19 protein-coding genes are annotated in these 24837 nt (G+C 53.4%); 10 read left to right on the plus strand and 9 right to left on the minus strand.

From position 1 onward, the window contains the following. Positions 1–228 precede the first annotated feature (228 nt). Positions 229–2205 carry a polysaccharide biosynthesis protein gene (locus HME9302_RS12855; RefSeq protein ID WP_230080010.1) on the plus strand — a complete coding sequence of 659 codons (1977 nt, stop codon included), beginning with the start codon at positions 229–231 and terminating at the stop codon, positions 2203–2205. A 44-nt stretch (positions 2206–2249) separates the two neighbouring features. On the opposite strand, the gene HME9302_RS12860 is transcribed toward HME9302_RS12855, so the two are convergent. Continuing rightward, the gene (locus HME9302_RS12860; protein ID WP_115367326.1) at positions 2250–3263 is read right to left on the minus strand and encodes a GDP-mannose 4,6-dehydratase; all 1014 of its coding nucleotides are present in this window, start codon (positions 3261–3263) and stop codon (positions 2250–2252) included. A gap of 7 nt (positions 3264–3270) precedes the next feature. Next, entirely contained in the window at positions 3271–4533 is a 1263-nt protein-coding gene (locus tag HME9302_RS12865) for a nucleotide sugar dehydrogenase (protein WP_115367327.1), read from the minus strand. Positions 4534–4701: 168 nt separating this feature from the next. Between HME9302_RS12865 and HME9302_RS12870 the strand changes: the two genes are divergently transcribed. Continuing rightward, positions 4702–5901 (plus strand): glycosyltransferase, encoded by a 1200-nt coding sequence (locus HME9302_RS12870; protein ID WP_115367328.1) that lies wholly within the window; start codon positions 4702–4704, stop codon positions 5899–5901. On the opposite strand, the gene HME9302_RS12875 is transcribed toward HME9302_RS12870, so the two are convergent. Together HME9302_RS12875 and HME9302_RS12880 are read right to left on the minus strand one after the other, a co-directional pair. Further along, positions 5898–6458: a sugar transferase gene (locus HME9302_RS12875; protein WP_115367329.1), complete on the minus strand. Its 561-nt coding sequence runs from the start codon at positions 6456–6458 to the stop codon at positions 5898–5900. The genes HME9302_RS12870 and HME9302_RS12875 overlap by 4 nt on opposite strands. 40 nt (positions 6459–6498) lie before the next feature. Further along, positions 6499–7425, minus strand: a complete 927-nt coding sequence (locus HME9302_RS12880; protein WP_115367330.1) for an NAD-dependent epimerase/dehydratase family protein — start codon at positions 7423–7425, stop codon at positions 6499–6501. Positions 7426–7650: 225 nt separating this feature from the next. On the opposite strand from HME9302_RS12880, the gene HME9302_RS12885 reads away from it, so the two are divergent. From HME9302_RS12885 to HME9302_RS13180, 4 genes are all read left to right on the plus strand, one after another. Next, the gene (locus HME9302_RS12885; protein ID WP_181815782.1) at positions 7651–9075 is read left to right on the plus strand and encodes an O-antigen ligase family protein; all 1425 of its coding nucleotides are present in this window, start codon (positions 7651–7653) and stop codon (positions 9073–9075) included. 80 nt (positions 9076–9155) lie between these two features. Continuing rightward, positions 9156–9782: a polysaccharide biosynthesis/export family protein gene (locus HME9302_RS12890; RefSeq protein WP_181815783.1), complete on the plus strand. Its 627-nt coding sequence runs from the start codon at positions 9156–9158 to the stop codon at positions 9780–9782. A gap of 12 nt (positions 9783–9794) precedes the next feature. Then, positions 9795–11939, plus strand: coding sequence for a GumC family protein (locus HME9302_RS12895; protein WP_115367333.1), 2145 nt, complete (start codon positions 9795–9797; stop codon positions 11937–11939). 4 nt (positions 11940–11943) lie between these two features. After that, on the plus strand, positions 11944–13098 hold the full coding sequence (locus tag HME9302_RS13180) for a hypothetical protein (RefSeq protein ID WP_147270830.1): 1155 nt from the start codon (positions 11944–11946) through the stop codon (positions 13096–13098). A 13-nt stretch (positions 13099–13111) separates the two neighbouring features. Here the strand turns inward: HME9302_RS13180 and HME9302_RS12905 are convergent, their stop codons facing one another. Genes HME9302_RS12905 through HME9302_RS12920 form a run of 4 tightly spaced genes read right to left on the minus strand, consistent with a single transcriptional unit; the run spans position 13112 to position 18275 of the window. Beyond that, positions 13112–14332, minus strand: coding sequence for a glycosyltransferase family 4 protein (locus HME9302_RS12905; RefSeq protein WP_115367335.1), 1221 nt, complete (start codon positions 14330–14332; stop codon positions 13112–13114). A 10-nt stretch (positions 14333–14342) separates the two neighbouring features. After that, positions 14343–15902, minus strand: coding sequence for an O-antigen polymerase (locus HME9302_RS12910; RefSeq protein WP_115367336.1), 1560 nt, complete (start codon positions 15900–15902; stop codon positions 14343–14345). Beyond that, positions 15899–17116: a glycosyltransferase gene (locus HME9302_RS12915; protein ID WP_115367337.1), complete on the minus strand. Its 1218-nt coding sequence runs from the start codon at positions 17114–17116 to the stop codon at positions 15899–15901. Before HME9302_RS12915 ends, HME9302_RS12910 begins: the two co-directional genes overlap by 4 nt. Continuing rightward, the gene (locus tag HME9302_RS12920; protein WP_326833173.1) at positions 17067–18275 is read right to left on the minus strand and encodes a glycosyltransferase family 4 protein; all 1209 of its coding nucleotides are present in this window, start codon (positions 18273–18275) and stop codon (positions 17067–17069) included. Before HME9302_RS12920 ends, HME9302_RS12915 begins: the two co-directional genes overlap by 50 nt. Before the next feature lie 179 nt (positions 18276–18454). Between HME9302_RS12920 and HME9302_RS12925 the strand changes: the two genes are divergently transcribed. Genes HME9302_RS12925 through HME9302_RS12940 form a run of 4 tightly spaced genes read left to right on the plus strand, consistent with a single transcriptional unit; the run spans position 18455 to position 22881 of the window. Then, positions 18455–19480, plus strand: coding sequence for an ATP-grasp domain-containing protein (locus HME9302_RS12925; RefSeq protein WP_147270832.1), 1026 nt, complete (start codon positions 18455–18457; stop codon positions 19478–19480). Continuing rightward, positions 19473–20774 (plus strand): UDP-N-acetylglucosamine 1-carboxyvinyltransferase, encoded by a 1302-nt coding sequence (locus HME9302_RS12930; RefSeq protein ID WP_230080012.1) that lies wholly within the window; start codon positions 19473–19475, stop codon positions 20772–20774. Before HME9302_RS12925 ends, HME9302_RS12930 begins: the two co-directional genes overlap by 8 nt. A gap of 8 nt (positions 20775–20782) precedes the next feature. After that, entirely contained in the window at positions 20783–21769 is a 987-nt protein-coding gene (gene murB / locus HME9302_RS12935; RefSeq protein ID WP_147270833.1) for a UDP-N-acetylmuramate dehydrogenase, read from the plus strand. Beyond that, positions 21766–22881, plus strand: a complete 1116-nt coding sequence (locus tag HME9302_RS12940; protein WP_115367341.1) for a glycosyltransferase family 4 protein — start codon at positions 21766–21768, stop codon at positions 22879–22881. Before murB ends, HME9302_RS12940 begins: the two co-directional genes overlap by 4 nt. Before the next feature lie 4 nt (positions 22882–22885). Here HME9302_RS12940 and HME9302_RS12945 read toward each other — a convergent pair whose 3' ends face one another. Continuing rightward, complete coding sequence (locus HME9302_RS12945) at positions 22886–24661, minus strand: ABC transporter ATP-binding protein (protein WP_181815785.1); 1776 nt, start codon at positions 24659–24661, stop codon at positions 22886–22888. Positions 24662–24837: the final 176 nt, after the last annotated feature.

Here is a 24837-nt window from a genome sequence, read left to right on the forward strand (position 1 = left end):
ACTATGACATGGCAAGACCGCCCTCATCGCTCGGTTACAAACCGTTAGCATAACAAACGATCTTGCTTCGCCCTATTGGAACGCCCTAGCTACGCGTCAGACCGCCCATACAGCGACCGTCTCCGCCGGAACTCTATGTTAATCGGCGGACCATCTAAATGGGGCAGGTCAAATCCGCTAGGCGTAATTTAATGTCCTTTGTCGCTTAAACGCAGTAGAACCTATTCTATGAATATAACACCACTCGAAAAGGGGCCTATCGGGCAGATTATATGGCGTGCGTTGGCGATGCTAAACGTCGCAATCATACAGGTGACAAGCCTGCCGCGCCATCATAAGAAGCTCGTGGTAGGCGCGATTGACGGAATCCTGTTGGTTTGTTCCATCTGGTTCGCCTATTCGTTGCGTACGGGCGAGTGGAGTCTTTTGTCTCCCTCCATCACAAAAATGCTTTGGCCTACAACATTGCTAGCGATTCCGATTTTCGTCTTTTCCGGCGTTTATCGCACGGTGTTTCGTTATGCCGGAGTTGGCATGTTGCAGATTCTGATCCGGGCATTCTTGCTTTATACTGTAGTTGTCGTGGTCATTTATACGATTATCGGTATTGAGGGTGTTCCGCGCACTATGGGCCTATTGCAGCCGATCATCTATTTTGGCTTCATGGCGGCCTCACGTATCTTTTTTCGTTATTTGGTTTTCGATGTGGTCTCCAAAATTGGGCCGCGAGAATCTGCACGGATTACACTGATTTACGGGGCCGGCCAGGCCGGGCAGCAGATATTGCAATCGCTAAGTGATGATCCTGCTATGAGGTTTGCAGGGTACATCGATGATGACGCTAATATTGCAGGCCAACGTATAAACGGTGCGAAAGTTTGGCACAGCCTTGATCTACTTACGGTAATCGAGCGCTTTGGCGTTACCGATATCTTACTGGCGATGCCGGATGCCTCCCGCCGTCGCCGTCGGGCAATCGTTGACGAATTGCACGATCATCCCGTAATCGTGCGCATATTGCCAAGCACTCAGGATATTATCGAGGGCAAAGTTTCAGTCAGCGATATCCAACCGTTGCAGGTGGAGGATTTGTTGGGGCGGGAGCCTATAGCTCCCGACATGACGTTGCTTGACCGCACGATTGTCGGTAAGGTTGTCATGGTCACAGGAGCGGGCGGCTCTATCGGAAGCGAACTGGCGCGGCAAATTCTGCGCATTGGTGCTCGGAAATTGATACTGTATGAAGTTTCGGAATTTGCGCTCTATCAGATAGAGCGTGAATTGCGCACCTCGCTTGAGGCAGCCAAATGCGAAATCGTCCCACTTCTCGGGTGCGTTCGCAATCGTGTCCGACTGAAGGATTTATTCGGCGAGCTGCATATCGACACCGTATTTCATGCTGCAGCTTACAGGCATGTCCCCTTAGTGGAAGCAAATCCGCTTGAGGGTATTCGCAACAATATAATTGGCACGGCGGAAATGGTCCGCGCCTCGCATGATGCAAAAGTGCAGGATTTTATTTTAATCAGTACCGATAAGGCAGTGCGCCCCACAAATGTGATGGGTGCGACTAAGCGCGGCGCGGAACAGGTGCTTCAAGCATTCGCCGAGATGAGCGACACGACGCGATTTTCCATGGTCAGGTTCGGCAATGTATTAGGCTCCAGTGGATCGGTGGTCCCGCTATTCAGCCGCCAGATACAAAACGGTGGACCAATCACAGTGACCCACCGCGATGTGACGCGATATTTCATGACCATTGCCGAGGCTGCCAATCTCGTTATTCAGGCTGGGGGAATGGCTACTGGCGGCGAGGTGTATGTGCTTGATATGGGTCGTCCTGTAAAAATCATTGATCTGGCAGACAAGATGATCCGCTTGTCCGGCCTGACCGTGCGCGACGAGTTGCGGCCGGATGGCGATATAGAGATCAAGGAAGTCGGCCTGCGCCCTGGCGAGAAGCTTTACGAAGAACTGCTTATCGGGAACGAGCCCATTGCAACACGGCATAAGCGCATTTTAATGGCGCAGGAAAGCTTTATGGCGTGGGACGAGTTAGCCCGCATCATTGGTTTGTTACGAGAATGCCGCGATCGACAGGAAGCCATTTTGTTGTTGGAGGAACTGGTGCCTGATTTCGAACATCGGCGAGACAATCTGCCCGCCGCCGATGTAAGCCAGCAGCAACGTGCCGTCGGCGCTTGAGTCAGAGCCTTTAGCGGCGGGGGGACGAGCTCGCTCTGCCAGCATCAAACCTGGTAGTAATCGCGATACCATGCGACGAATTGCTTAATGCCTTCGCGCACATCGGTTTCAGGGCGATAACCGGTCAGTTCCTTCAGCAAGGTCGCATTGGCCCAGGTGGCAGGCACATCGCCTTTTTGCATCTCTAGTAAGTTAAGCTTTGCTTCGCGCTCGCATTCGGCCTCAATTGCACGGACGAAGTCTATAAGCTTCACCTTGTCTGAATTGCCGATATTGACGACGCGATAGGGTGCGATTGGTGACAGGCTGTCATATTCGGCGATATCTTCTTTACGCTTGGGCCGTTTGGGCACCGCGTCCAGCAGCAACCGTATCCCGCGCACCAAATCTGTGACATAGGTGAAATCGCGATACATTTTGCCGCGATTGTAGATATCAATCGGCTCGCCTTCCAAAATACCTTTGGTAAACTTGAACAGCGCCATGTCGGGCCGGCCCAGCGGGCCATACACCGTAAAAAATCGGAACATGGTGGTCGGCAAGTTCCACAAATGGGAATAGCTATGGGCCATCGCCTCATTCGCTTTTTTGGTCGCGGCGTAAAAGGTCAGCGGCGTATCGCACTTCTCACGCTCGTCGAACGGCATGTCCACATTCGCGCCATAGACCGAACTGGTCGATGCCATTAGCAGGTGATCCACCGCTAACTCGCGCGCGCATTCCATTACATTGAATGTTCCAGTGATATTTGAGTTCAGATAGGCGCGCGGATTTTCTAGGCTGTAACGGACACCCGCCTGCGCAGCGAGGTGAACGATAATGTCCGGCCTTTCCGCCATCATCAGATCGTGCAATACATCAAAATCTTCCAGCATGCCGATATGCGCAGAAAAATGCTCGTTCTGCAGCAATATTTGGTTGCGTTTTTCCTTCAGGCGGACGTCATAATAATCCGTCATCCCGTCGAACCCTACCACGGCGAACCCTTCGCGCAGCAGAAATTGCGAGAGGTGAAAACCAATAAAACCGGCGGAACCTGTTACAAAAATTTTGCGCATATCGGCCTTACAATGTCCAAAAGGATTTATCGCGAAAAGCGTTCTTCAAATCCGCGGCCAGACCACCATTTGTGCGCATACTCAGCAATTTGTCCGCGCCCATGATAACATATTCAGCATGGGGCACGGCCAGCAGCACCAAATCATATTGGCGAGACAGAGCATCCGGGTCGATCTCCAAACCATAAATCGCTTTCGCTTCGGCTGGATCAGCCAGCGGATCGTGGACTGTCACGTCCAGCCGGCGCTTGCGCAGTGCGTCGATCAGGTCGGCGATCTTGCTGTTGCGCAAATCGGGCACATCTTCCTTGAAGGTAAGACCCAGCACCAACGCGCTGGACGCCTGCTGGCCCGCAGCTCGCGATAAGGCATCTGCGATATATTCGGACATGGTGTCGTTCACCGAACGACCTGCCAGAATGACGGCTGGGTCATGCCCGACTTCGCGCGCACGGTGCGCCAAATAATAGGGGTCTACCCCGATGCAATGTCCGCCGACCAAGCCCGGCTGGAAAGGCAGAAAATTCCATTTGGTGTTGGCCGCTTCCAGCACGTCCCATACAGATAGATCCATCCGCCCGAAAATGCGGGTTACTTCGTTAATGAAGGCGATGTTAATATCGCGCTGTGCATTCTCGATCACCTTGGCCGCTTCGGCAGCCTTGATCGATGCAGCGCGGAAAGTGCCACCGGAAGTGACCTGGTCGTATAGAGCGGCAACCTTGTCGCATGTCGGCTCGCTATCGCCCGAAACGACTTTGGTGATCTTGTCGATCGTATGCTCGCGATCACCGGGGTTGATGCGTTCCGGGCTGTAGCCAAGGAAGAAGCCTACGCGCCATTTGAGACCAGAAAATTCTTCTAGGATTGGCGCGCAAATTCCTTCGGTTACGCCGGGATAAACGGTGCTCTCGTAAATCACGATCGGCTGCTTGCCCACATCGGCAGCATCGCGCAGCAAGCCGCCAACTGTCCGGCTGGCGTTTTCCACGATCGTCAAATCGGGGTTGTTTGCCTGATCGATCGGGGTCGGAACTGTCACGATGTAGAAATCCGCAGGCGGCAATTTATCTGCATTGGCGGTTAAGGTGAGGCTGGAGACGGCAAGCGTGTCCGAACCGATTTCATTGGTGCGATCCTGCCCACCCACGAGCTCGCGCACGCGGTTCTCATCGACATCGAAACCATAAGTATCGAAGCTCTTCGCCAATGCGACCGCGAGTGGCAGGCCGACATAACCAAGGCCAATCACGCAGACCGTTTGCGACATAAAAAATCAGTTTTTCCGAGTTCAGGGAATTCACTCGGTGGCATACGGACAGCGGGGGTGTAGATCAAGCGTGGTCTGGCTTGACCCGGCATCGCGCGCGGCTATGCCAATGCTGCAGAACGACGCCTAAATTCGCCCTCCCCCACAATACTGCCTCAGGATGCAAAAATGCCCCGAAAGTCTTACGCGCAAGATCGTCCGAAACTGGCGCTTGTTGTCACAGACATATATGCTTTCAACGTGCTGAGCCGTGGGCAGCTGGAGTTTTTCCGCGATAGCGGCGTTACGCTCGATCTGTATTGCAACGGCACTGAAGAAGGTTTTGCGAAATTGCGCGCGCGGAAAGTTGGGCGAGTCATTCGCATTCCGTTCCGTCGCAAACCGCATCCGATAATGGATTTGGCCGCTTTGTGTGTGCTGTTCTGGCATATGCTGACCAACCGATACGAGGCTGTTGTTTCGTCGACACCGAAGGCTATGTTGCTCGGTTCGATCGCCGCCGCTTTTGCATTTCAGCGCAAACGATTCTGCTTCGTGCGTGGGCGTGCGTACGAAACAATGACGGGGGCCATGCGCAAAGCTTATGAGTTGATGGATCGCGGCAGCTTCTTGTTCGCCCACCGGGTGATCTTTCTAAGCCACTCATTGCGGGAAGCTTACACAAAAGACGGTATCGGTGCGCTGGAGAAGGGGTGTGTGTTGGGCGAAGGCTCTTCTAACGGTGTCGATCTGGTCAAATACCGCGTGTTAAGCGATGTTGAGCGGCTGAAATTGCGGCACGCTCGAAAGATCGACGAGGATGAATTCGTGATCGTTATCGCTGGGCGAATCGTGCCCGATAAGGGCGTTCGTGAAGCGCTCGACCTGATCGATAGGCTTGGTGATGAACAACAATTGCGATGGTTCTTCTTGGGATGGCCGGAATCGAACGACCTGGTGGCTCAGATCTACAAGCGCAGCCATTTGAACGTGACCCATCTCGATCATACCGATCGGCTGCAAGACTGGCTGGGTCTGGCCGATCTGTCGTTCCTACCAAGCTATCGGGAGGGTTTTGGCAATGTCGGGATCGAAGCGGCGGCCTGCGGCTTACCGACGCTAGCTTTCGATGTGGTAGGCCTACGTGATAGCGTTGCCGATGGCGTCAGCGGCCATCTCGTGCCGTTTGGCGATCTGGAGGCTTCGGAACGTTTCATTCGCGACGCCTTGGATGATCGCGCCGCGCTGGCCGACCAATATTCAGGCGCTCGCGCATGGGTCAGCGAACATTTCGAAAACCGCGCAGTTTGGCAAAATTATGCACGGGCCTACCTTGGCGAGGAATGGGCGGGGTGGGCCCTCCCTAAATTAGACAATGCGCAAATTTAGTGAGAAATCGAGTTACGGCCAAAGATTTTCAGGACGGTCAGGGCGATGATCCGCACATCCAATATTGTGGATCGTCGTTCCAAGTACTCTTTTTCCAGAGCCACTTTAACCTCCAGTGAAATTTCGTCACGCCCATTGATCTGAGCCCAGCCGGTGATACCGGGTAGCAAGTTCGCAACGCCCGCAGCTTCGCGCATCACCATCAAATCATCTTGGTTGAACAAGGCGGGGCGCGGTCCGACCAGACTCATATCGCCTTTTAGTACGTTCCATAATTGAGGTAATTCATCGAGCGATGTCTTGCGCAACGTTCTGCCTAGCTTCGTTAAATGCGCTTGCGGATCGGGCAGTAGATGGGTCGGCAAGGCCGGCGTGTCAGTGCGCATCGTGCGGAATTTCCGCATGCCGAACAGTGCGTGGCCGCTCCCAAAGCGTTGTGAAACGTAAAGGACCGGGCCCCTACTATCCAATTTAATCAGCATAGCGACAATCAGCATTACAGGACCTAGCAGCAGCAGACCGATCAAGCTTCCAAAGATGTCTATTAAGCGTTTCATAAGAAGATTGTATCCGACGCTTTCACTGAAAAAAAGCGCGTTATAAGGAGGCCATCATTCTAACCATCGCTTTTTCCAAGGACATTGGGGGCTTCCATCCGACGTGCTCACGAAAGGCGGAGCCATCATAGGCTGCATCGCCAAGCAAGCTGTCGGTACGCCCGCGCAGCACAATCTTCGCTAGCATTTTTACAATCGGTTTAGGCAAGGATGGGCAGCGATATTTATGACCCGCCTGTCGCGTGAGATTGCGATAGATTTCCGCCACGCTTACAGGATCGCTGTCGGTTACAATGAAGGCACCGGTGGCTTGGGCTTCGAGTGCCGCCAAAGTGGCATCAGCGAGATTCTCGACTGCCATAAAACTACGCCGATTTTTGATAGATCCAAATGGCAGTGGAAGGCCCAACTTGGCCGCTCGCGCTAGTTTTCCCACTAAGCCGGCAGGCTGCTCGCCGATCAGGGCGGGCGGTCGAAGGCACACGACCGAAGTTTTGCGGCTATTGAGCGCTAGCAGTTCGCGATCCGCGTGAAGTTTTGAAGCGCCGTATATGCGATCAGGTGCAGGTAAAGAGCTATCATCGACCAATGTTCCCTTGTCTGAATAAGATCGCACGGCAGCGACTGAACTGATTTGCGCAAATCCGGTAAGCTCGGCATCGATCGCGGCCTGTGCCAGCTGCACTGCAAGATGGTGATTTACATCGAAGTATCTCTTTCGCGCGAGCTCGGGCGGTTCAGACTTCAGAACATGAGCGCGACCAATGCAGTTTATGGCCCAGTCATAACTTTGTAATTGCGAAATTATATCCCCCGGATCGCGCGCAACAATAACATCGAACTCGCAACCAGTAGGCGCCGCGTTGCGCATCACGCCAAGCACATGATGACCTTCGCGGGCCATATGCTGGCACATAATGCGGCCGACAAAGCCGCCCGCTCCGAAAATGACGATTTTTTTCAGCACATAATCTCACTTGCTGGGAACTGACTAATCTAAAGTTTTAGGTTTAGCGAAGCAATAGCTTTTCCACGGTGTTCAACGTCGCCGCCGGAGCCTCAAACTGTACCGGTTCCCACGAAAATCATTGGGTTGTAGGCTGCAACCGCGCGCGGATTTGGCTTGTCATATACTTAGGTTCACCCCTATACGCGGCTCATGAACGGGTATGCGAAAAATGGGCCACGGCTGATGGGGGTTGGTCCATTCATTGTTTTTTGTGTTGTAGCAGCCTTCCTTGGTGGAGCATCGCGTGCCGATGAATTAGCGCTTGTACTTTTCCGTCCGATTGGCATTGGCCTACTAGGATGGGTGTTGTGGTCATATCCGCTGACCCAATTTCGTCACGGCCGTGCATTTTGTTTCGCGATCATCGGCCTTATCGTAATTTGTACTGTTCAATTGATCCCACTGCCACCATCGATATGGACGGCCTTACCGGGGCGTGGCGAAATTTCAGCAATTGATCGTTTGATTTTTGGTGTCGAAATCTGGCGGCCTATCACTGTTTCGCCGCGCGCTACTTGGAACACTCTGTTCTCCTTATTGAGCTTACTTGGCGGCTATTTAGCTTTCTTAGCTCTGGCAAAAAGTAATAATAATTTAGCCCTCAAGTCTTTACTCGCGATTTCTATTATTTCAATTATGCTGTCTATAGTGAATTTGCAATTTGGCCATACTATCTTCCCGTTGTACAGCTTGGCAGGTATCGGAGAGGGCGGTCTATTTAGCAATTCAAATCATTTTGGTATATTTAGTGCGATTTCTATTCTTGTGGCAGTAATTTTGATAAAGGAAGATAGCCTTACAAAGGCCAGGCAAGCACGCTGGTATGCATTTTTAGCCTTAGTACTATTATTTCTTGTTGGGGTCGTATTGTCCGGGTCGCGTTTAGCTTTCGCAGCATCCGCATTTGCATGTATGATTGCGGCCATGGTGTTCGCTCGCAATTTAGATTTTTCGAATGCAACGAATTCTCAGTCTGGTCTAATTTCTAGAGCTCTGGGTTTGACCGCTCACTCACGTTGGCCTGGTCGGTTTCTTTTATTTGGTTTTTACTTCTCAATTATCGGTTGCATTGCTACATTTCTTTATGTGGCAACATTACAGCGTGAACTATCGATTGGGAGCTTCGAGGCGCCTGACCTTTCTGAAGACATAAGATTTCGGATCATTCCTGTGCTTCTTAAGTTAGCAACCGAGCAATGGGCGACCGGTTTTGGCTTTGGTAGTTTTGGTTCGATTTACCCAGTTTATGAGACCGATGACATCATGATCAATAAGTATGTTAATCAGGCACATAACGATGGTTTGCAGATTGTGATTGAAGGCGGGATCGCAGCCGGATTGGTTGCGATAGGACTGTTGATATGGTTAGCCTTGCGCATAGTTTCCTTGTTTCGGTCGGGTGATGTGGATAGGGGGCTTGTCGCGATCGGGGTCGTGGCGGTGATCGGGTTGGGTTCTGTTTTCGATTACGTGCTGCGGACGCCATTAATGGCATTTGCGATTATGTGTATCCTCACCGTGCTGCTTTCATCGAAGCCAAGCATGAGAAGTGAAGTCTGCGAAGAACATTGCAGGAAGAGCGGATCAAACATGAATGGAGTGTCCTAGTGAACTGTAGCTCGCTAGCTAAAAACCTTTTAGGTCTTTGCGCTATCTTATTGTTGACAGCTTGCGTCAGCACGCCACCCGTGGCACTATCTCCTGACGTCGAATTGGTAAAAGATAATGCGCTGCCGGCTCCTGACGCGCCATTCGCATTGCGGCCATTCGATACAGTTGCCATTTCGGTGTTTGGCCAACCTGACCTTTCTAATACTGTTGAGATCGGCCCCAATGGGTTGGCAAATGTGCCTTTGCTTGGACGAGTACAGGCTGGCGGGCTTTTGCCTTCCGACTTGGAGCGAGTGATCGAAGATAGGTTGCGCGGCCGATTTTTGCGCGATCCTGTCGTTTCTGTGGTAGTTGATCGTGCAACCAGCAGACAAATTGTAATTGGCGGACAAGTAAGGCGTCCGGGATCGTTCGCGTATCAGAACGATCTCGACCTTTCGCGCGCTGTCGCCTTGGCGGGCGGCTTAGGCGAATTCGGTAAGCAAGATGACGTGTTGGTGCATCGCGAAGTAGAGGGGATCAAGTATATCGGCGTATACAATATCGGTGCTATTCAACGCGGTAATTATGATGATCCTTCGATCTATCCAGGCGATCTGATTGTAGTGGGCGATTCGCCTGGTCGCCGTCGCTTGCTGCAGATTTTACAGGTTCTACCCTTGGTCACCCAGCCACTGGTGCTGATCGACCGCGCGTCAAGATAGTAGAGAATAATAATGCAGATCGCACAGAATTCATTCGACGCAAATCAAAGCGTCGGTCCGCATGTTGAGCAGACGTCGGTAAACCCGCTCGAACATTATATTTATGTAGCACAGCGGAACTGGAAAGTGATCGCGGCCATCATGCTTGGTGCGACCTTATTGGGCGTCATCGTGACGCTGCTGACGACGCCGCAATACCGTGCCGAGGCGCGAATTGAGATCAGTAGGCTTGATAGCAACGTTACGAATGTCGAAGCGCTAGATGAGGGTGCTTCTGCGGGCGATACCGCTTATCTTCAGACGCAATATGAATTGCTCGAAGCAAGATCTTTAGCAGAGCGCGTCGGTCGCGCAGCACGACTGGACAAGAACCCTACTTTTCTTGCCGCGTATGAACTTCAAGATCGGGGCGATATTCCGATGCGGAACATTGTAAACATTTTGCTGCGCGATGCGGAAATTGAGCCAGTGGTCGCGTCCAATCTTGTCGATATTCAGTACAAGAGCCCTGATGCGGATTTGTCCGCTAAAATTGCAAACACATGGGCGGCACAATTCCTTGAGGCCAATCTGGACCGACGTTTTGGTGCCAACATTCAGGCACGTGAATTTATCGCGGAGCGTCTTGAAGAAGTTCAGAGGGATCTTGAGAAGAGCGAGCGTGCGCTCATCACGTATGCCAACGACAAGCAGCTGATAACCTTGGGCGGGGGTAACGATGCAGCTGGATCGACGACAGCTTCACGTACGCTTGTCACCGACGAATTGGAAGCGCTGAGTTCTCAACTGGCTGAGGCGACAGCTGCGCGGATCGCAGCAGAGGCTGCGCGTTCCAACTCGCAGGCGGGTGGCGCTGACACTCGCGGACTACTCGCATCGTTTCGTCGTGAGTTGACACAAGCGGAGGCCGAGCTGGCGAAGCAATCGGCGGTCCTGGGGCCGGAGCATCCTACGATCATTGCTTTGCGCTCTCAGATCAGTACTTTGTCCCAAGCCATCGCTGATGAACGTCGCCGCTCAGTCAGCGAAGTGCGCGAGAATATCAGCACCGCGCAAATAAATGAACGGGCATTACGGTCACGGATTGAAGGGCTGAAGGGTCAGTATCTTGGTGAGCAGCGGGCGGGTGTACAATACGCTATTCTTGACCGTGAAGTTCGCACGAACCGCGAATTATACGACGCGCTACTCCAGCAATATAAGAATCTTGGCGCGGCGGGAGTAGGCCGCAATAACATGAGTATCGTTGATCTTGCTGAGATACCGCGTTCCTCGATTGAGCCAAACCTAATTTCAAATATGCTTTTGTTTCTCGCTCTCGGCGTTGTGTTCGCCGGTGTTACTATCGTCGGCGCAGAAAATATTGATCGCGGATTTCAGGATCCAGATACAATTGCGCAGGAATTGTCCATACCATTATTAGGTGCGATCCCGTTATTAAAAGAAGATAAACCGATCGAAGAACTCGGGATCAAACACTCGGATCTTTACGAGGCTTACACGACAGTCAGATCGAACCTCTCGCTGCTTACCAGCGCCGGTATGCCAAGTACCATGATGCTGACCAGCAGTCGCGCAGCTGAGGGCAAAAGTCTGACGGCGTTCGCTCTTAGTAAGATAACGGCAGATCAGAAATTGCGCACACTACTAATAGATTCCGACATGCGCGATAGCGGAATGCACAAGTACATCACTGTAGAGAATACGAAGGGACTTAGCGGCTTATTAGCTGGTGCCCAATTGGATGAATCTTTTATTCATCGGCCGTCGGAAGTTGCCTTTGACGTAATGACGGCGGGGCGAATGCCGCCAAACGCAGCCGAACTGCTTTCCGGTCCAGCTTTTAAAAATCTGATTGAACAGTTGCGCGAAAAATACGATCATATCATCATTGATGGTCCCCCCGTTTTAGGGTTAGCCGACGCACAAGAGATTGGTCGGATCGTGGAGGGCACCATTTTGGTGGTCGAGGCGGGTGCTAGTAAGCGCCGGACTATCAAACAAACCGTCGCTCGCCTCGAACGTGCAGGGACACGCATCTTCGGCACCGTAATGACCAAGGTTCCTGAAACCGACATGGCTTATGGTTACGGATATGGAACGGCCTATGGGTATGGCTATGGTCGCGAGCGCAACAAAAAAATAGTAATGGAGTGAAAGAATGATTGCGCGCCGCATAATGGCACTCCTATGCCTGCCGGCAGCGTTTATCTCCGGCTTTGCCGCACTAACCGTTAGTCGAGGGCAGACTGTGCCTATGGTGGCCGAGACTGGTGCGCGTTTCGACGGGACAGCTATTGGTAAAATAATGCGCCGGCTTGCGGAACCAGCTCCATCTGGAACCGATGCCAAACCGAGAGTGTTCGACGCCTCTGACGATTTAATGCTAAAGCTGGCGATTGCGTCAGAGCCACTCAATCATCCTGCTCATAAAGCGTATGCAGCGGCATTGCGAAGCCAAGGCGATGCTCGATATGTACCATTTGTGGCGGCCATTACTGCCGCGCGCCCGCGGACGCCATCCTTTATTGCCATGTCGCTTGAGCAGGCGGCTTTGAGGGGCGATCTGCCCGAAGCATTTCGACTTCTAAATCGAATGACTTTAGTGCGCCCGAACCTTGCCCGTGAATTTACTCCTGCACTTCTTTCAGAAATGGAGGCAGCTCCTGCCAGTCTTGAGCTTGCGGCTAATTTAGAAGTTGCCCCTGCCTGGTCTCCGATATTCCTTGGCATGGCTGCCGACCGACCGAAGCTTCTTCCAATGATCGCCCGCGCTCGTATTCAGGCCGATGGAAAGCTCGTAAGCAACCCTGCTGTCGATGCAAAACTAGTGAAGCGGCTGGCAAGCTTGAACGATTACGATACGGCTTGGCAAATTTACAAGATCGGGCATCCGGATGCCGTACTCGGCGGTTTTCAATTTATGTCCGAAAATGAACCATTCGAATGGCAGTTGCAGGAAAACGGCAATCAGTCCGTTTCGCTGGGCCGCGATAATTCTATCGAAATCGACATGCTGAACGGTGGTGGGTGGGCTGCTCGGCAAACGGTCAAACTGGATCAAGGTAAGTGGCGTCTGAGAGCCGATCTCGACCGTACCGGTTCCGGGACGCAAGAAATTGTCATTAGCGCGCAATGCGCCACCGGTGGCGAAGAGATCGAGATTGCACGTCTCGGACCGAGAGCAGAAAAATTGGACGCGAGGCTGTTCGTCAATGGCGGATGTCCTTACCAAACGATCGAAATTTCGACCGAGCGTAGTTTCGGACTAATGGCAACAGTAGTAACCTTGTCGGATCTTGAGATTACGCGTTGATCCGGCAGTAAGTCTAGACGTTGTGAGCTCGGTGGGAATCACTAAGTACTTTTTCGAAGAACTGCGAACGGCGGGCGTGCAATTTCCGGGCAACATATTCGTGGGCTTTGGCGAAATTGCGCTTGGCGGCCTCGGCCATGCGTAGCTTGTCATTTGCTATTGCTCGGATTTGAGATGCCAGTTCCATTGGCGCGGCCGCCGCGACAATGTCCTGCGAATGGAGCAGTTCGGGGATCCCGGCACGATCAGACCCGACGGCGGGCGCGGCGCGGCTCATTGCTTCGATAAGAGCGCGTGGAAGACCTTCCTGAAGCGATGGTTGGATATAAATATCGGCTGCGTCCAGCCATTTCAACACCGGTTGTCCACCAGACAGCGTACCGTCGAAGCTCACCATATGCTTAATACCCAGATCGGCTGCTTCGGCATTCCAGGGCCGGGAATCTCCCCCACCCAAAATATGTAAGGTAAGCTTTGGAAACTCGCACTGCAGGGCTCTTATAGCCTGCAGTGCATGCTGGATGCCCTTAGTACGACCAATCAGCGTGCCGATAAGACCAACGCGAAAAGAATGGTCGGGGGCGAATTGTGCAATGCGCGCCAAACGCGTGTTCAGCACTGCTGGGTCCAGCGCCTCTTTGGCATCGGCCGCGGGGACAAGCTCCACATTTGAAGCGTTGGCGACATTGGCGGCATTGGTGGGATAGCGATTCTGCAGGAACCGTTCAGTCACATAGATCACATGATCCGCATCAGCCAATGCGAGGCGCATCTGGCGATATTGAACCACCGCATACAGCCGCCCGGGTATCGAACCATAATTCCATAAGGCGTCCCAAGGGCAGCCAACCGCTTCAATCGCGCAAACCTTCCCTTGACGCTTCGCTTCCTCGATTGCTTGGAAGCCGAGCACGCTCGGGATGCGGGCGACGATAACATCGTGCTCAGCCACTGCTGCGGCGATGGTCTTGCGCGTTTCAGCAGCGCGGAGGACGCGCTTCACACTACGCCCGTGATCGGGCAGCAGCAGAAAATCTACCGCCGCGCGCGATGAAACATACAGAGTATCCGGATCTTGCCGAGGCCCCTCACGCCCGACAACAGTCAGCTGATCGCAAAATGCAAGATATCGCGACCAAAGAGCCGCCTCAAATTGTGCGTGCGACCCGACAAAATCGTCCGTCTGCACAAAGCGGTGGTCATGGACAAACATCCATTTCTGCGGTTTGCTCATTAGAGCCCGCCTACATCACAGGGCGTTGTGTGGGTGCCAGCAGAGGCCTTTGTCCGACCCTGCTAGGGAATAGCCGCATCCCCGCAACCGTTACCATCGTCAAGATCAGCATTTGAACGAAGGGCACGAAACTGTCCGTATCTGGTGTCTGGAATACAACCACAGCTAGCAATAGGAGAATGATATTGAATGGATCATTCGGCCTGTGAACCACCCGCGCAGCGGTCCACCGATGGAAGACACCGAACAAGGTAAAGACAAGCACGGTACCAAGGTAACCAAAATTCCAATAAGCCTCTGTTGCGGCGCCTGCCGGGAAGCTCGCCCCGGTAAACCCAGCAACCTCTTTCTTGTTTTGAAACAGCAGCGCATTGACCGAAGCGCCAGCACCACGGGGTTTACCTTCCCATATTGAGCGGGGCAGCCAGAACGTAAGCGCACCGATATACGTTTCGCCGTATAGGTAGTCTCGTTGCTCCGGCACTTTGGCGGCGATGGCGATTGGCCCGGAAACCGCATATCTGGCCGCCTCGTGTTCGTCGGCTTCTGCCACCAGGCGGGGAATGTCGAAATTGGCCACCACCGTAGCGTTTATATTCGCTTCCGGATCGTTCACCGATTGCCGAATCTGCCCCAGCGTCGCAAGGGTGAAAACTGTGACAAAGACGAGTAATATACCAGTCAACGCCGGCACGCGATGATTGTAATACATCCATGCCGCCAACAATATCACCAGAGGGAAAACCACGGAGGATCGGCTACCATCGGAGATGAATTGGAACGCCAGCGCCATCAGCAACAAAATCCAGAAAATTGGATTTCTGAGCACGGTAGGCTTGGTGAGATACCACAAGATCAACAGGATTGGCATGAAGCCGATAGCGACCAGAAGTGGTCCGAAACTTTCTCGCATCTGAAAACGGCCCAGCGCCAAACCGCTTAGATGTTGTTGAAGCCCGCCATTGATCGTCAACAGGGTGATGAATGCGGCGAACAAGACACCGAATATTGCGATAAAATACAAGTCAGGTGGCGGTGGCGGTCTCTTTTTCGGCTTGCTGTTAGCCGATGGACCGCTTCCTGGATTGGAAAGAATGAATGCCAGAAAATAGGTAATGGTTGCGACGAGCGCGATCAGCAACGTCTTCAGAAATACCCACTGCGTTGCTTCCAGCGTATGATAGGTAAGCAAACGATGTTCGATCCGGCTTGGTTCGCTGAACCAGATCAGAAAAGGTTCGGCAATATGCAATGGCTGCCGGATCAGTCTGCTGATGATATCAAGCAGCGGTCCGAGGATGAGGGGATTGAGCCAGCCGATTGGAAGGCTGCCTATGCGCTTAAACAGGAAAGGCAAGATAGCTAGGAAGATCAACGCATATTGCGTCAGAAGCGACAGGCCCAAAACGGTTGCCGAAGCACTTTCCGTTTTCATCGCCATCACCGTCTCCGGCAGTATTTGCCAGAAGATAAAATAGGCCACGATGATTGCCCGATAGGTCGGAGCAATCTCTACGAAAGGGTTGAAGTCGGCGGTGTCGACACCTGCTCGGGCGCTAAATGCACTCAATTTGCGTGTCCCGCCCCGACTATCGACTTTTGGTCAGCAAAATCGTGCAAAGCCTTAGCATATTGCCGAGCGATTTTTGGAGCATTAAAATCGTCAGCGCGTTCCGACCCCGCTTTGGCCAGTTGTTCACGCAGCGCATCGTTGGCCATCAAGGCTTCGATTGCCTTAGCCAATTGTGCAGGCTCTTCTACGGGCACCAACACCCCATTGACCCCATTTGTAATAATTTCATCCGGCCCGTGCGGGCAAGCGGTCGAGATTACAGCTGTTTCCATCGCCATGGCCTCTACAATTACGTTGCCGAAACCCTCCCAACGGGAAGATAGTAAAAACATATCTGCTGCGCCCATAAAGCTCAGCACATCTCCTCTGAAGCCAAGGAACTCGACATCATCAGACAAGCCCAGTTCCGATACCAAGTGCTCCAGCTCTGTGCGATCTTCCCCAGTGCCGAGAATGCGCAAGAATGGACGTTTTCGCGCATCGATTTGCGCCAATGCAGCAAACATAGCAGGATAATTTTTTTGCTTTGTCAGGCGACCGCATGCCACGGCAACCATGCGCCCGGGGGGGGCAGGGAAAATTTCGGTCGCAGCAGCGCGCCTCAGCTCATCGGTAGTCGGTTTGCCAATATTATAGATGACCTTTATGTTCGTGCGCAGTGCTGGAAAGCGTTGACCAATTTCATTCGCAACGCCCTGCGAGAGAGCAATAACGCCATCAGCATCGCGCCAAAGTTGTTCGGTAAAGAATTCTTGGATCGATCGGAACGGCTGCTTCGTATTGGCCAGCTGCGAACCCAGCGCATTCTGAATTGACAGGATCACCTGCACCGGATGCCTAGCGCGTTTGGCTGCGACGATCGCAGGCAAAGTGGTCAAACTGAGAACTGGGCAGAGTATGTCTGGCTTCAACCGATCGATAAGATCGGCCAACGGAGTAATCGAACGAACGAGCCTGATTGTACCGGAAGAAATTCCGCCGGTCGGCAAGACGATATGCTCGACATCTTCTTGCAGCAATGGCTCGTATGCACCGCCGCCGCGCGTGGTTGCAAAGATCGGTTCGACGCCATTAGCGCGTAGTTCGTGTGATAGTCGGACGAAATGCATTTCCGCACCGCCCCCACCCAAATGGGTGAGAAAGAACAAAACCTTGATCATTTCACTGCCCGTCCCGCCGGGCTTCTCCGCTATCTCGATGCACTTGCTCATAAAGCTGCTGAACTTGTTTGGCTATGCCTGTTTCATCAAACAATCGATCCGCTACCGCTCGCCCCGAAGCTTCGCATGCTTTGCGAAAAGCAGGGTCTTTCATCCGATCGACGGCAGCGATCATTGCGGACCAATCACCTTTTTCGACCACGAGTCCGGCACCGGTTTCATCGAGCATTTCGCGTGCGGAACACACGTCGGTCGAAACTATCGGCACTCCGCAGGCCATTCCTTCGATCATGGCTCTCGCCAAACCTTCGTAATTTGCCGGGATTAGGATTAGATCTAGTGCTCGATACCATCGGTGCACGTCGTCGCAATGGCCATGGATCGAGATGCCGCTGGAAAGCTCAGATGTAGAAGCTGCCTGAGAGAATTCGGTCCAATAAGGGTGCGAGGGTGCACCATTATCGCCTATAAAGTGCACATGCGCGTTGGGATTGTTTTCGAATATCACGGGTAGGGCGTTCTGAACAAAGGCCGCCTGCCCTTTCTTTTCCCTGATCGCGCCAATGCAGCCGATCGCAAAATCGTCTGCTTTGATGCCAAGTCTGTTGCGTGCGCTATCCCGGTCGGGCCCGGACGATGGTGCGAACTTTTCAAGATCCACAATCGAATGGATGACTGCGATTTTCTCGGCCGCAGCCGGCACTGCCGCAGCCAATTCGGCACCCATTTCGCGACTTAGCACTACAATACGATCAGCCTCCCGCGCCATACGATTCCAGATAGGCGTGTAGGGAACCCCCGGTGGGCGCGTATCGCGTAAGGTGAAGATCAGTGGTTGCCGCCGCATCCATCGCGGCAGGAAGGAATATGCCTGATAGCTTTGGATGTCATTTAGATGCACTATGTCTGGTGTTGATTCTCGCAGACACTTGGCGAAAATGGCGGCCCAGCGAAGCCCGGCAAACCTGCGGTCAAATCGTCCTGCATTTTCATCGAAGGGTGCAATAGAAACGGATGCGCCGCCTTCGCGCCAGCGCTGCGTGCGCGGCATTTCGCGCGTCGTTACCAAGGTCCAGTCGAACCACCCCTTCAGTGCCTCGAAGATGCGCGTGGCGCTTTCAACACCTCCATTGGAAAAATGCTCCGTCTGATATGCGCCGAAAAGAATTTTGATAGGAGTGCCCCGCCGTGCAAGTTGCCGGAAGCCCAGCCGTTAACTCTCGTGTATGTTACACACAATACCGATGAACCGTTCATTGCTAGGGGCGACTGCATGAAACGCAATTATACAGTTTATTTTGCAAGGTTTCGCGACTAGGGCATCGTGAAATTTTGCCATTCCGTCATGTCCCCCGAAAGCCGCCTCATTTCATGTCCCATAATATTGCGTTGCTGGACCTCGATAGCGAGATGCCCGAATATTTCGGCGGCGCGAGCGACGTTTCGTTTCCTGCACGATTTGAAAACATTTTGGAACGCAATGGGATTGAGCACCGCCGAGTGCGGTATAATCGCGATTTCTGGCCCGAGATGAAGCAGACTAGCCATTTCATTGCGCGCCCCAAGGGGATTGAACCGGATCTTATGATTATGGAAGCGATCCTTCCGCAGTTGGAAGCGATGGATATCGCCTGCCTGCCGGGGCGAGATACCTTTCGGATGACAGGTGACAAGCTGCGGCTAGCGGCCTTTTTCGAGGCTCAGAAAATTGCATCTCCGCAAACGGATGCGCTGTTTTCCGAAGCAGATGTAGAGCGCTGGATCGTAGATTGGGGCGTCTTTCCGATTGTCGCGAAACTGCGCAAAGGTGCCGGATCGATCAATGTCACGTTGTTGAACGAGGAGGCTGAATTGAGGCGTCTGGCGCGCGATTTGTTTGCTGATCGAATTCGTGAGGGCGATTTAAGCAAGAGTTATGGCAAGCGCATGCCCGAACGGGGTAGCTTGTTCAGGCGGACGGCTCGTAAAATCTTAGGGCGCGAAACAAGAGGCGTACCGATAATCGGCGAATGTCTTTTGCTGCAACACTTCCTTCCGGGCAATTCGCACGATCTAAGAGTTACAACAATCGGCAGCCGCGCCTTCACGTTCCGCCGTAAAACGCGGCAGGGCGATTTTCGCGCCAGCGGTAGCGGGATGATCGAATATAATCCGTCGGAAATGCGGATGGATTGTGTTCAGATGGCGCAGGACATCTCGAAGCGTTTTAACTTTCAGACGATGGCTTACGATTTTCTATTCGACGAGGCTGGCTTACCACAAATTCTGGAAATGAACTATACGTATGTGGCAAAGGCGGTAAGCATGTGCCCGGGCTTTTTCGATGCAGGTGGCAACTTCGTCGAACACGACAATCATTCGCCGCAATATTACCAATTGGTCGATTTTTTGCAGGACAAGAATTTGCGTGCTTGAACCGACCGACACAATTGCGGAGAATACCGCGCGGCTCCATGTCCGCATGGACGGAAGACCAGCCTGCGGGCGGATCGAACTGGCTGGCGCTAAGAACAGTGCTTTGCGGTTGCTTGCGGCGAGCCTGCTTACTAGCGGTACTATACGATTGTCGAACTACCCTGCTGCCCTTCTGGACGCGCAAATCCATGTCGGCATGTTGGAGGCGTTGGGCAAGCGAACCACTCAAGCGGGGCCGGACGCTATTACCATCGAAGAGGGCCGCATGCCGCCGCATCGACTTGCTTGGGATGGGCGTTCAATCCGCAATACACTGCTTATTCTCGGATGTCTGCTGGCCCGCACCGGGAAGGGCCGCGTGCCTTTGCCTGGTGGCTGCAAGCTGGGCGAGCGCAGGTACGACATCCATGTGCAGCTAATGCGCGATCTCGGTGCAGAGGTCTGGGAAGATGGCGACGATCTTTGCGCGCGCAGCGAGGGCCGGTTGAAAGGTGCGGAGATCCATTTGCCGATGCGATCCACCGGCGCGACTGAGAACGCCGTACTGTGCGCGACGCTGGCGCATGGTGTTTCTCGCATCTGGAATCCGCATATTCGACCTGAAATTCTCGACCTGATTGCCATGTTGCGTGCGATGGGCGCGAAGATCACGGTGATGGGGCAGGAACACATCGAGATCGAAGGTATCGAAACGTTAAGCGGATGCGACCACCGTGTAATCCCCGATAATATGGAAGCGATAACTTGGTTATCTGCAGCTGTGATGACGGGCGGCGATATCGAAATCGCTGAATTCCCATATGACGATTTGGAAGTGGTCCTCGCCCATCTGACCGCGGCCGGTGCCAATTTGTTTCGGGGCGAAGATGCTTTGATTGTGCGCGGGGGGCGGCCTTTTCCGATTGAGATCAGCACCGGGCCGCATCCCGGAATAAATTCGGATGTACAGCCGATCCTTGCTGCTTGGGCTGCTGCGGCACAGGGCGAATCTCGCATAGTCGACTTGCGCTTCCCCGGCCGGTATGATTACGCAGCCGAAATGGCGAAGATGGGTGTGAATTATCGCATCGAGCGCGAATTGCTGACGATTCATGGCAACGCTGGATTGCTCCAGGGCACAACCGTATGTGCGCTAGATTTGCGGGCAGGCGCGGCATTGTCACTTTGCGGGTTGATTGCCGAAGGTACGACGGTGATCGAAGATGCTTGGCAGATCGGGCGTGGCTACGTCGATTTCGCGGCCAAGCTGCGCTCTTTGGGGGCTGAGGTAAGCCTGGAACCGCAAGGTTGGTGAGCGCGACATTGGACCGCGCGGCGATCACGCAAATCAAAACCATTTGCCCTGGCCGCGTTTCGCTCGATGTCGATTTAGGGGCAATGTCTTGGTGGGAAATTGGCGGTAAAGTCCGAGTGATGGCTTGCCCCGCCTCTATTAAAGAGGTGCAGCAACTCCGGTATTTTGCCGCGCAACAGAATATTCCCACTCTAATTCTGGGCGGAATGAGCAATCTTCTCATCACTGATCGTTCAATCGATGCTTTGTGTATCCGTTTGGGCAATAGTTTCGCCGATTTCGATCATCGCCCAGGTGCGGCGACAATCGGTTTCCAGAGCGGAGCCTGGGTGCCGATGGTCGCGCGCGCACTGCAACAGCGCGGCTTATCGGGACTGGAGCATATTTGCGGAATTCCCGGCACAGTCGGCGGCCTGGTGATGATGAATGGCGGGAGCATGCGGCGCGGCATCGGATCGCATGTCGTGACGGTAAAAAGTGTCGATCGCTTAGGCAATATCGTCTCGCGAAACCGTGAAGAATGCGATTTCGCCTATCGCAGCTCCGTCTTCAGCGGGCAGGACGAGGTGATTGGCGAAGTCGATTTGAAGCTGGAGCCGGGTGATTCGGAAGCGATGCGGCGCGAGATGATCGATATATTGCGATCACGCCGCCTTAAATTCCCACGTAAATTTCCCAATTGCGGATCTGTATTCAAAAGCAATCCGGCCAGTTACGCCAAATTCGGTCCTCCCGGTGTCTTGATTGAGCGGATGGGCTGGAAAGGTGCGGAGCGCGGCGATGCGCAAGTCTCCCCGCTCCACGCGAATTTCATCATCAATCGAGGGAGGGCGAAAGCCGCCGAGATTCTGGAGTTGATCGGTGAAATTCGTCAGTCGGTCGAGGAAGGTCTGGGTCATAGGATGGAGCCCGAAGTGCGTTTCGTGCGCAGCGACGGTCGGATCGAGGATATTGCACAAGCTTATCGCGCGCATTTGGCAGGCGCAGAACTATGAGCGGCGCGCATCAACCTAAGATCGCAATCCTGATCTCGACAGATAAGCTTTCGGGCGCGCAAAACCGTGCGATTAAGATATATCGTTCCTTGCGCCAGCGCGATTACCCAGCGGAGCTATGGATACAGCCTTCGCTTCGTCCGGAGCTGGCACGCTTCTACCCCGAATTAATGTCTGATGCGGTCGACTATCAGTGGGGCGGACTGATGGATCGTGCTTTGCGGGCCACTCAACGCAGCCCTCGCTTATGGCGGTTTCTCAACCAATCCGGGCTTATGGCGTGGCGGGGCAACCCCACTATGGAACGGCAATTGAAGGCACGCTCGATCGAGTTGGTTCATCTGTTTCTGGATATGCGTATCGCCTATATCCGCAACACGCCTACACTATTCGAACTGACGAGCCCAGATATCGTGGATAAGCTGGGGCGCTGGGCACCGGCGCGCATGGTATCGCACGATGCCTATCATGCGGTCAGCCCAAGCGTTGCGCGCAAATTCACGAAGCTTGCGCCAACGCTCCCGCTATTTCGCGCTGCCGGGCCATTTTTCCTCCCGAGGCAAAACGGCGATCGATCCATGCCCAAGGAAAAAACGATCGTTTTTGCGCATCGGTTCATGGCGCGGAAGAATGCGGTGCTGTTTGCAAAGGTAGCGGCGCGATTCCTGCAGACGCGGCCCGACTGGAAAGTCAAGATACTTGGCTTCGGAGATCAGGAGGAAGAAATTCGCAAGATACTGGCTCCAGTAGCGGGCCAAGCCAAAGTGGGTCTCGACCCCGATTTGCCACACACTCTGGCGCAAAGCAGTATTTTCGTAAGCTTGATCCAGCCAGACAACTACCCCTCACAATCGGTGATGGAGGCGATGGAGGCAGGCAATGCTTTGCTGATTTCCGATACAGGCGATAGCCGAGAAATGTTTCTCGACGGCAACGGTATGCTGACCAGCCTTGATGAACAAGATGTGCTCGATAGACTGATACAACTATCGGATAATCAAGAACAGCTGGCTGCAATGGGGCAGCGATCCCGCGAACTTGCGGCCACGCGTTTTAACGCGGATCACTATCTGGATGAATTAACCAGCTTATACGCACAACTGGCCCAATGAACCATTAAGTCAAACTTGCTTCTGGGCGCGACAGATAGGCTTCTGTTTCAAAGCGTGTTAGCTTGCCCTCGCCAATTTCGTAGATGATATCGCAGCTTTTCAGGGTAGAGAGCCTATGCGCGATTATAAAAACCGTCATATCTTCCGAAACATGTGCGATGCGGTGCATAATTTTGGTTTCGGTGGTCGTGTCAAGCGCGCTGGTCGCTTCGTCCAATACCATGACGGGTGCACTGGAATAGAAGGCTCTGGCCAGGCCTACTCGCTGACGCTGCCCACCCGAAAGCTGCGCGCCGCGCTCACCCACACGGGTTTCCGCACCGTTCGGCAAAGTCGCTACAAAGGCATCAAGCTCGGCCATGGTGATGCAGTCCGCCATCTTGGCCATATCAATCCGGTCCCGATTGGTGCCGAAAGCGATATTTTCCGCGATCGATGCATCGATCAATACGATTTCCTGAGGTACATGCGAGATATTGGCTTGCCAACGACGGATGTCCTCGCTGTCGCGTAGCGCATAACCATCGATTAGCATCCGCCCCTGCGTTGGGGTCATAAGGCCCATGACGATATCAATCAAAGTGCTCTTGCCGCCGCCCGTTTGGCCAACGACGCCGATTGTGCTGCTGCGATCAAAAGTGAGGTTTACGTTGTCCAGAACCGGCGAAAGGGTATCTGAATAACTGAAGCTGACATTTTCCAGCTCGATCGATTTTTCAAATGGCAGCGAGGCAACACTACGCTTCGATGAAAGCTGGGCCGGGCGACGCGCCGCTTCTAGCACTTCCGACGCGATCTCTCGATTGGCCGATACCGTAGCCCAAGAAGCATATATCTGTTGCGCCAATGGCAGCAGCCTTTGCGCACCGAGACCCAGGGCGGCGAGGATAGGCAGCACATTTGCCAACCCGTCATCACGCTGGAAGAAGTACAGCGTTAAGGCAATCAGCGATCCAATACCGATCGATTCCAACAGGAAACGCGGCATGCCGGTCAAAACCAGCGAGTTCGATTGTCCGTCGCGATAATCGGCATCGTAGACCCGGTATTTTTCGGTAAAATGGCCTTGTAAGCCACCCAAGATAACGTCTCGAATTGATGCAGCAGCTTCCTGCCCTGACCGCACCCGAGAGGCGTGAGCCAGCTTGACTTTCATGCTGTTGCGCCGAAGCGCGGGGCGCACCAATAAGGCGATGGCAAGATAGCTCAAAAGATAAATTAGCGCGAGCACGAGGGTCGGAACGAGCGATACGCTGAGCAAAAAGGCGATGGCTCCCATCGCGGTGATTGCTGCCGTCAATCCCTGTAAAATCGGCAACACGAGCGCGTGTGACAATACTTGCGCCTTGGTGAGGATAGCAATGATATCGCCGCTGTGGGTATTCTTATGCCATGCCAGATTTTGGTGCAAAAAACGCGAATAGGCGCGCGTGCCGAAATCATATGACAAACGGTAGGAAAACTGTGCACTGGCCCAATATGTAAACAAGCGAATACCGCTGGCGACTGTTAAGATGGCGATAAACAACAAGCTCAAGTTGAGCGGTGTAAGCTCCATCAGCGTCGCTTCGATCTTACCGACGGGCATTGCTGTAGCCTGATCCCCACCCAGATCGGCGCTGAGCAAACGCACCAATATGAAGAACAGTCCGAAATTGGCAAATTCTGCAATCGCATTCACAATCAGAATGACCAGCAACCCGACCAGTTGCCAGCGGCGGCGGCCATACATCTCGCCTATGATGGAAGCTAGGAATTTTGGAAGCAGCTTCGATAACATTCGTTGATCCGTGGTTCTGGCGGCTGAAAGCAGCATTTCCCGGTAAGCGATAGTAAACCCCAGCCGCCCCGTCGCATTGCGAGAAGCGCCTAGCCGATCAGAACTCCTGCGCCAAGCGGCTTTACCGTTGCTGGACTTCGCCGGCATTCGGCCATAGGGCGCACATCATTCCGCAC

It is taken from the genome of Alteripontixanthobacter maritimus (assembly GCF_003340475.1).
In the GTDB taxonomy this organism is placed as follows: domain Bacteria; phylum Pseudomonadota; class Alphaproteobacteria; order Sphingomonadales; family Sphingomonadaceae; genus Alteripontixanthobacter; species Alteripontixanthobacter maritimus.

Coding starts and splice junctions, on each gene's coding strand:
- HME9302_RS13180 (WP_147270830.1), top strand. CDS start 11,944: ATGATTGCGCGCCGCATAATGGCACTCCTATGCCTGCCGGCAGCGTTT.
- HME9302_RS12940 (WP_115367341.1), top strand. CDS start 21,766: ATGAGCGGCGCGCATCAACCTAAGATCGCAATCCTGATCTCGACAGAT.
- HME9302_RS12915 (WP_115367337.1), bottom strand. CDS start 17,116: ATGAGCAAGTGCATCGAGATAGCGGAGAAGCCCGGCGGGACGGGCAGT.
- HME9302_RS12945 (WP_181815785.1), bottom strand. CDS start 24,661: ATGTTATCGAAGCTGCTTCCAAAATTCCTAGCTTCCATCATAGGCGAG.
- HME9302_RS12865 (WP_115367327.1), bottom strand. CDS start 4,533: ATGTCGCAAACGGTCTGCGTGATTGGCCTTGGTTATGTCGGCCTGCCA.
- HME9302_RS12860 (WP_115367326.1), bottom strand. CDS start 3,263: ATGCGCAAAATTTTTGTAACAGGTTCCGCCGGTTTTATTGGTTTTCAC.
- HME9302_RS12895 (WP_115367333.1), top strand. CDS start 9,795: ATGCAGATCGCACAGAATTCATTCGACGCAAATCAAAGCGTCGGTCCG.
- HME9302_RS12905 (WP_115367335.1), bottom strand. CDS start 14,332: ATGAGCAAACCGCAGAAATGGATGTTTGTCCATGACCACCGCTTTGTG.
- HME9302_RS12855 (WP_230080010.1), top strand. CDS start 229: ATGAATATAACACCACTCGAAAAGGGGCCTATCGGGCAGATTATATGG.
- HME9302_RS12870 (WP_115367328.1), top strand. CDS start 4,702: ATGCCCCGAAAGTCTTACGCGCAAGATCGTCCGAAACTGGCGCTTGTT.
- HME9302_RS12875 (WP_115367329.1), bottom strand. CDS start 6,458: ATGAAACGCTTAATAGACATCTTTGGAAGCTTGATCGGTCTGCTGCTG.
- HME9302_RS12885 (WP_181815782.1), top strand. CDS start 7,651: ATGGGGGTTGGTCCATTCATTGTTTTTTGTGTTGTAGCAGCCTTCCTT.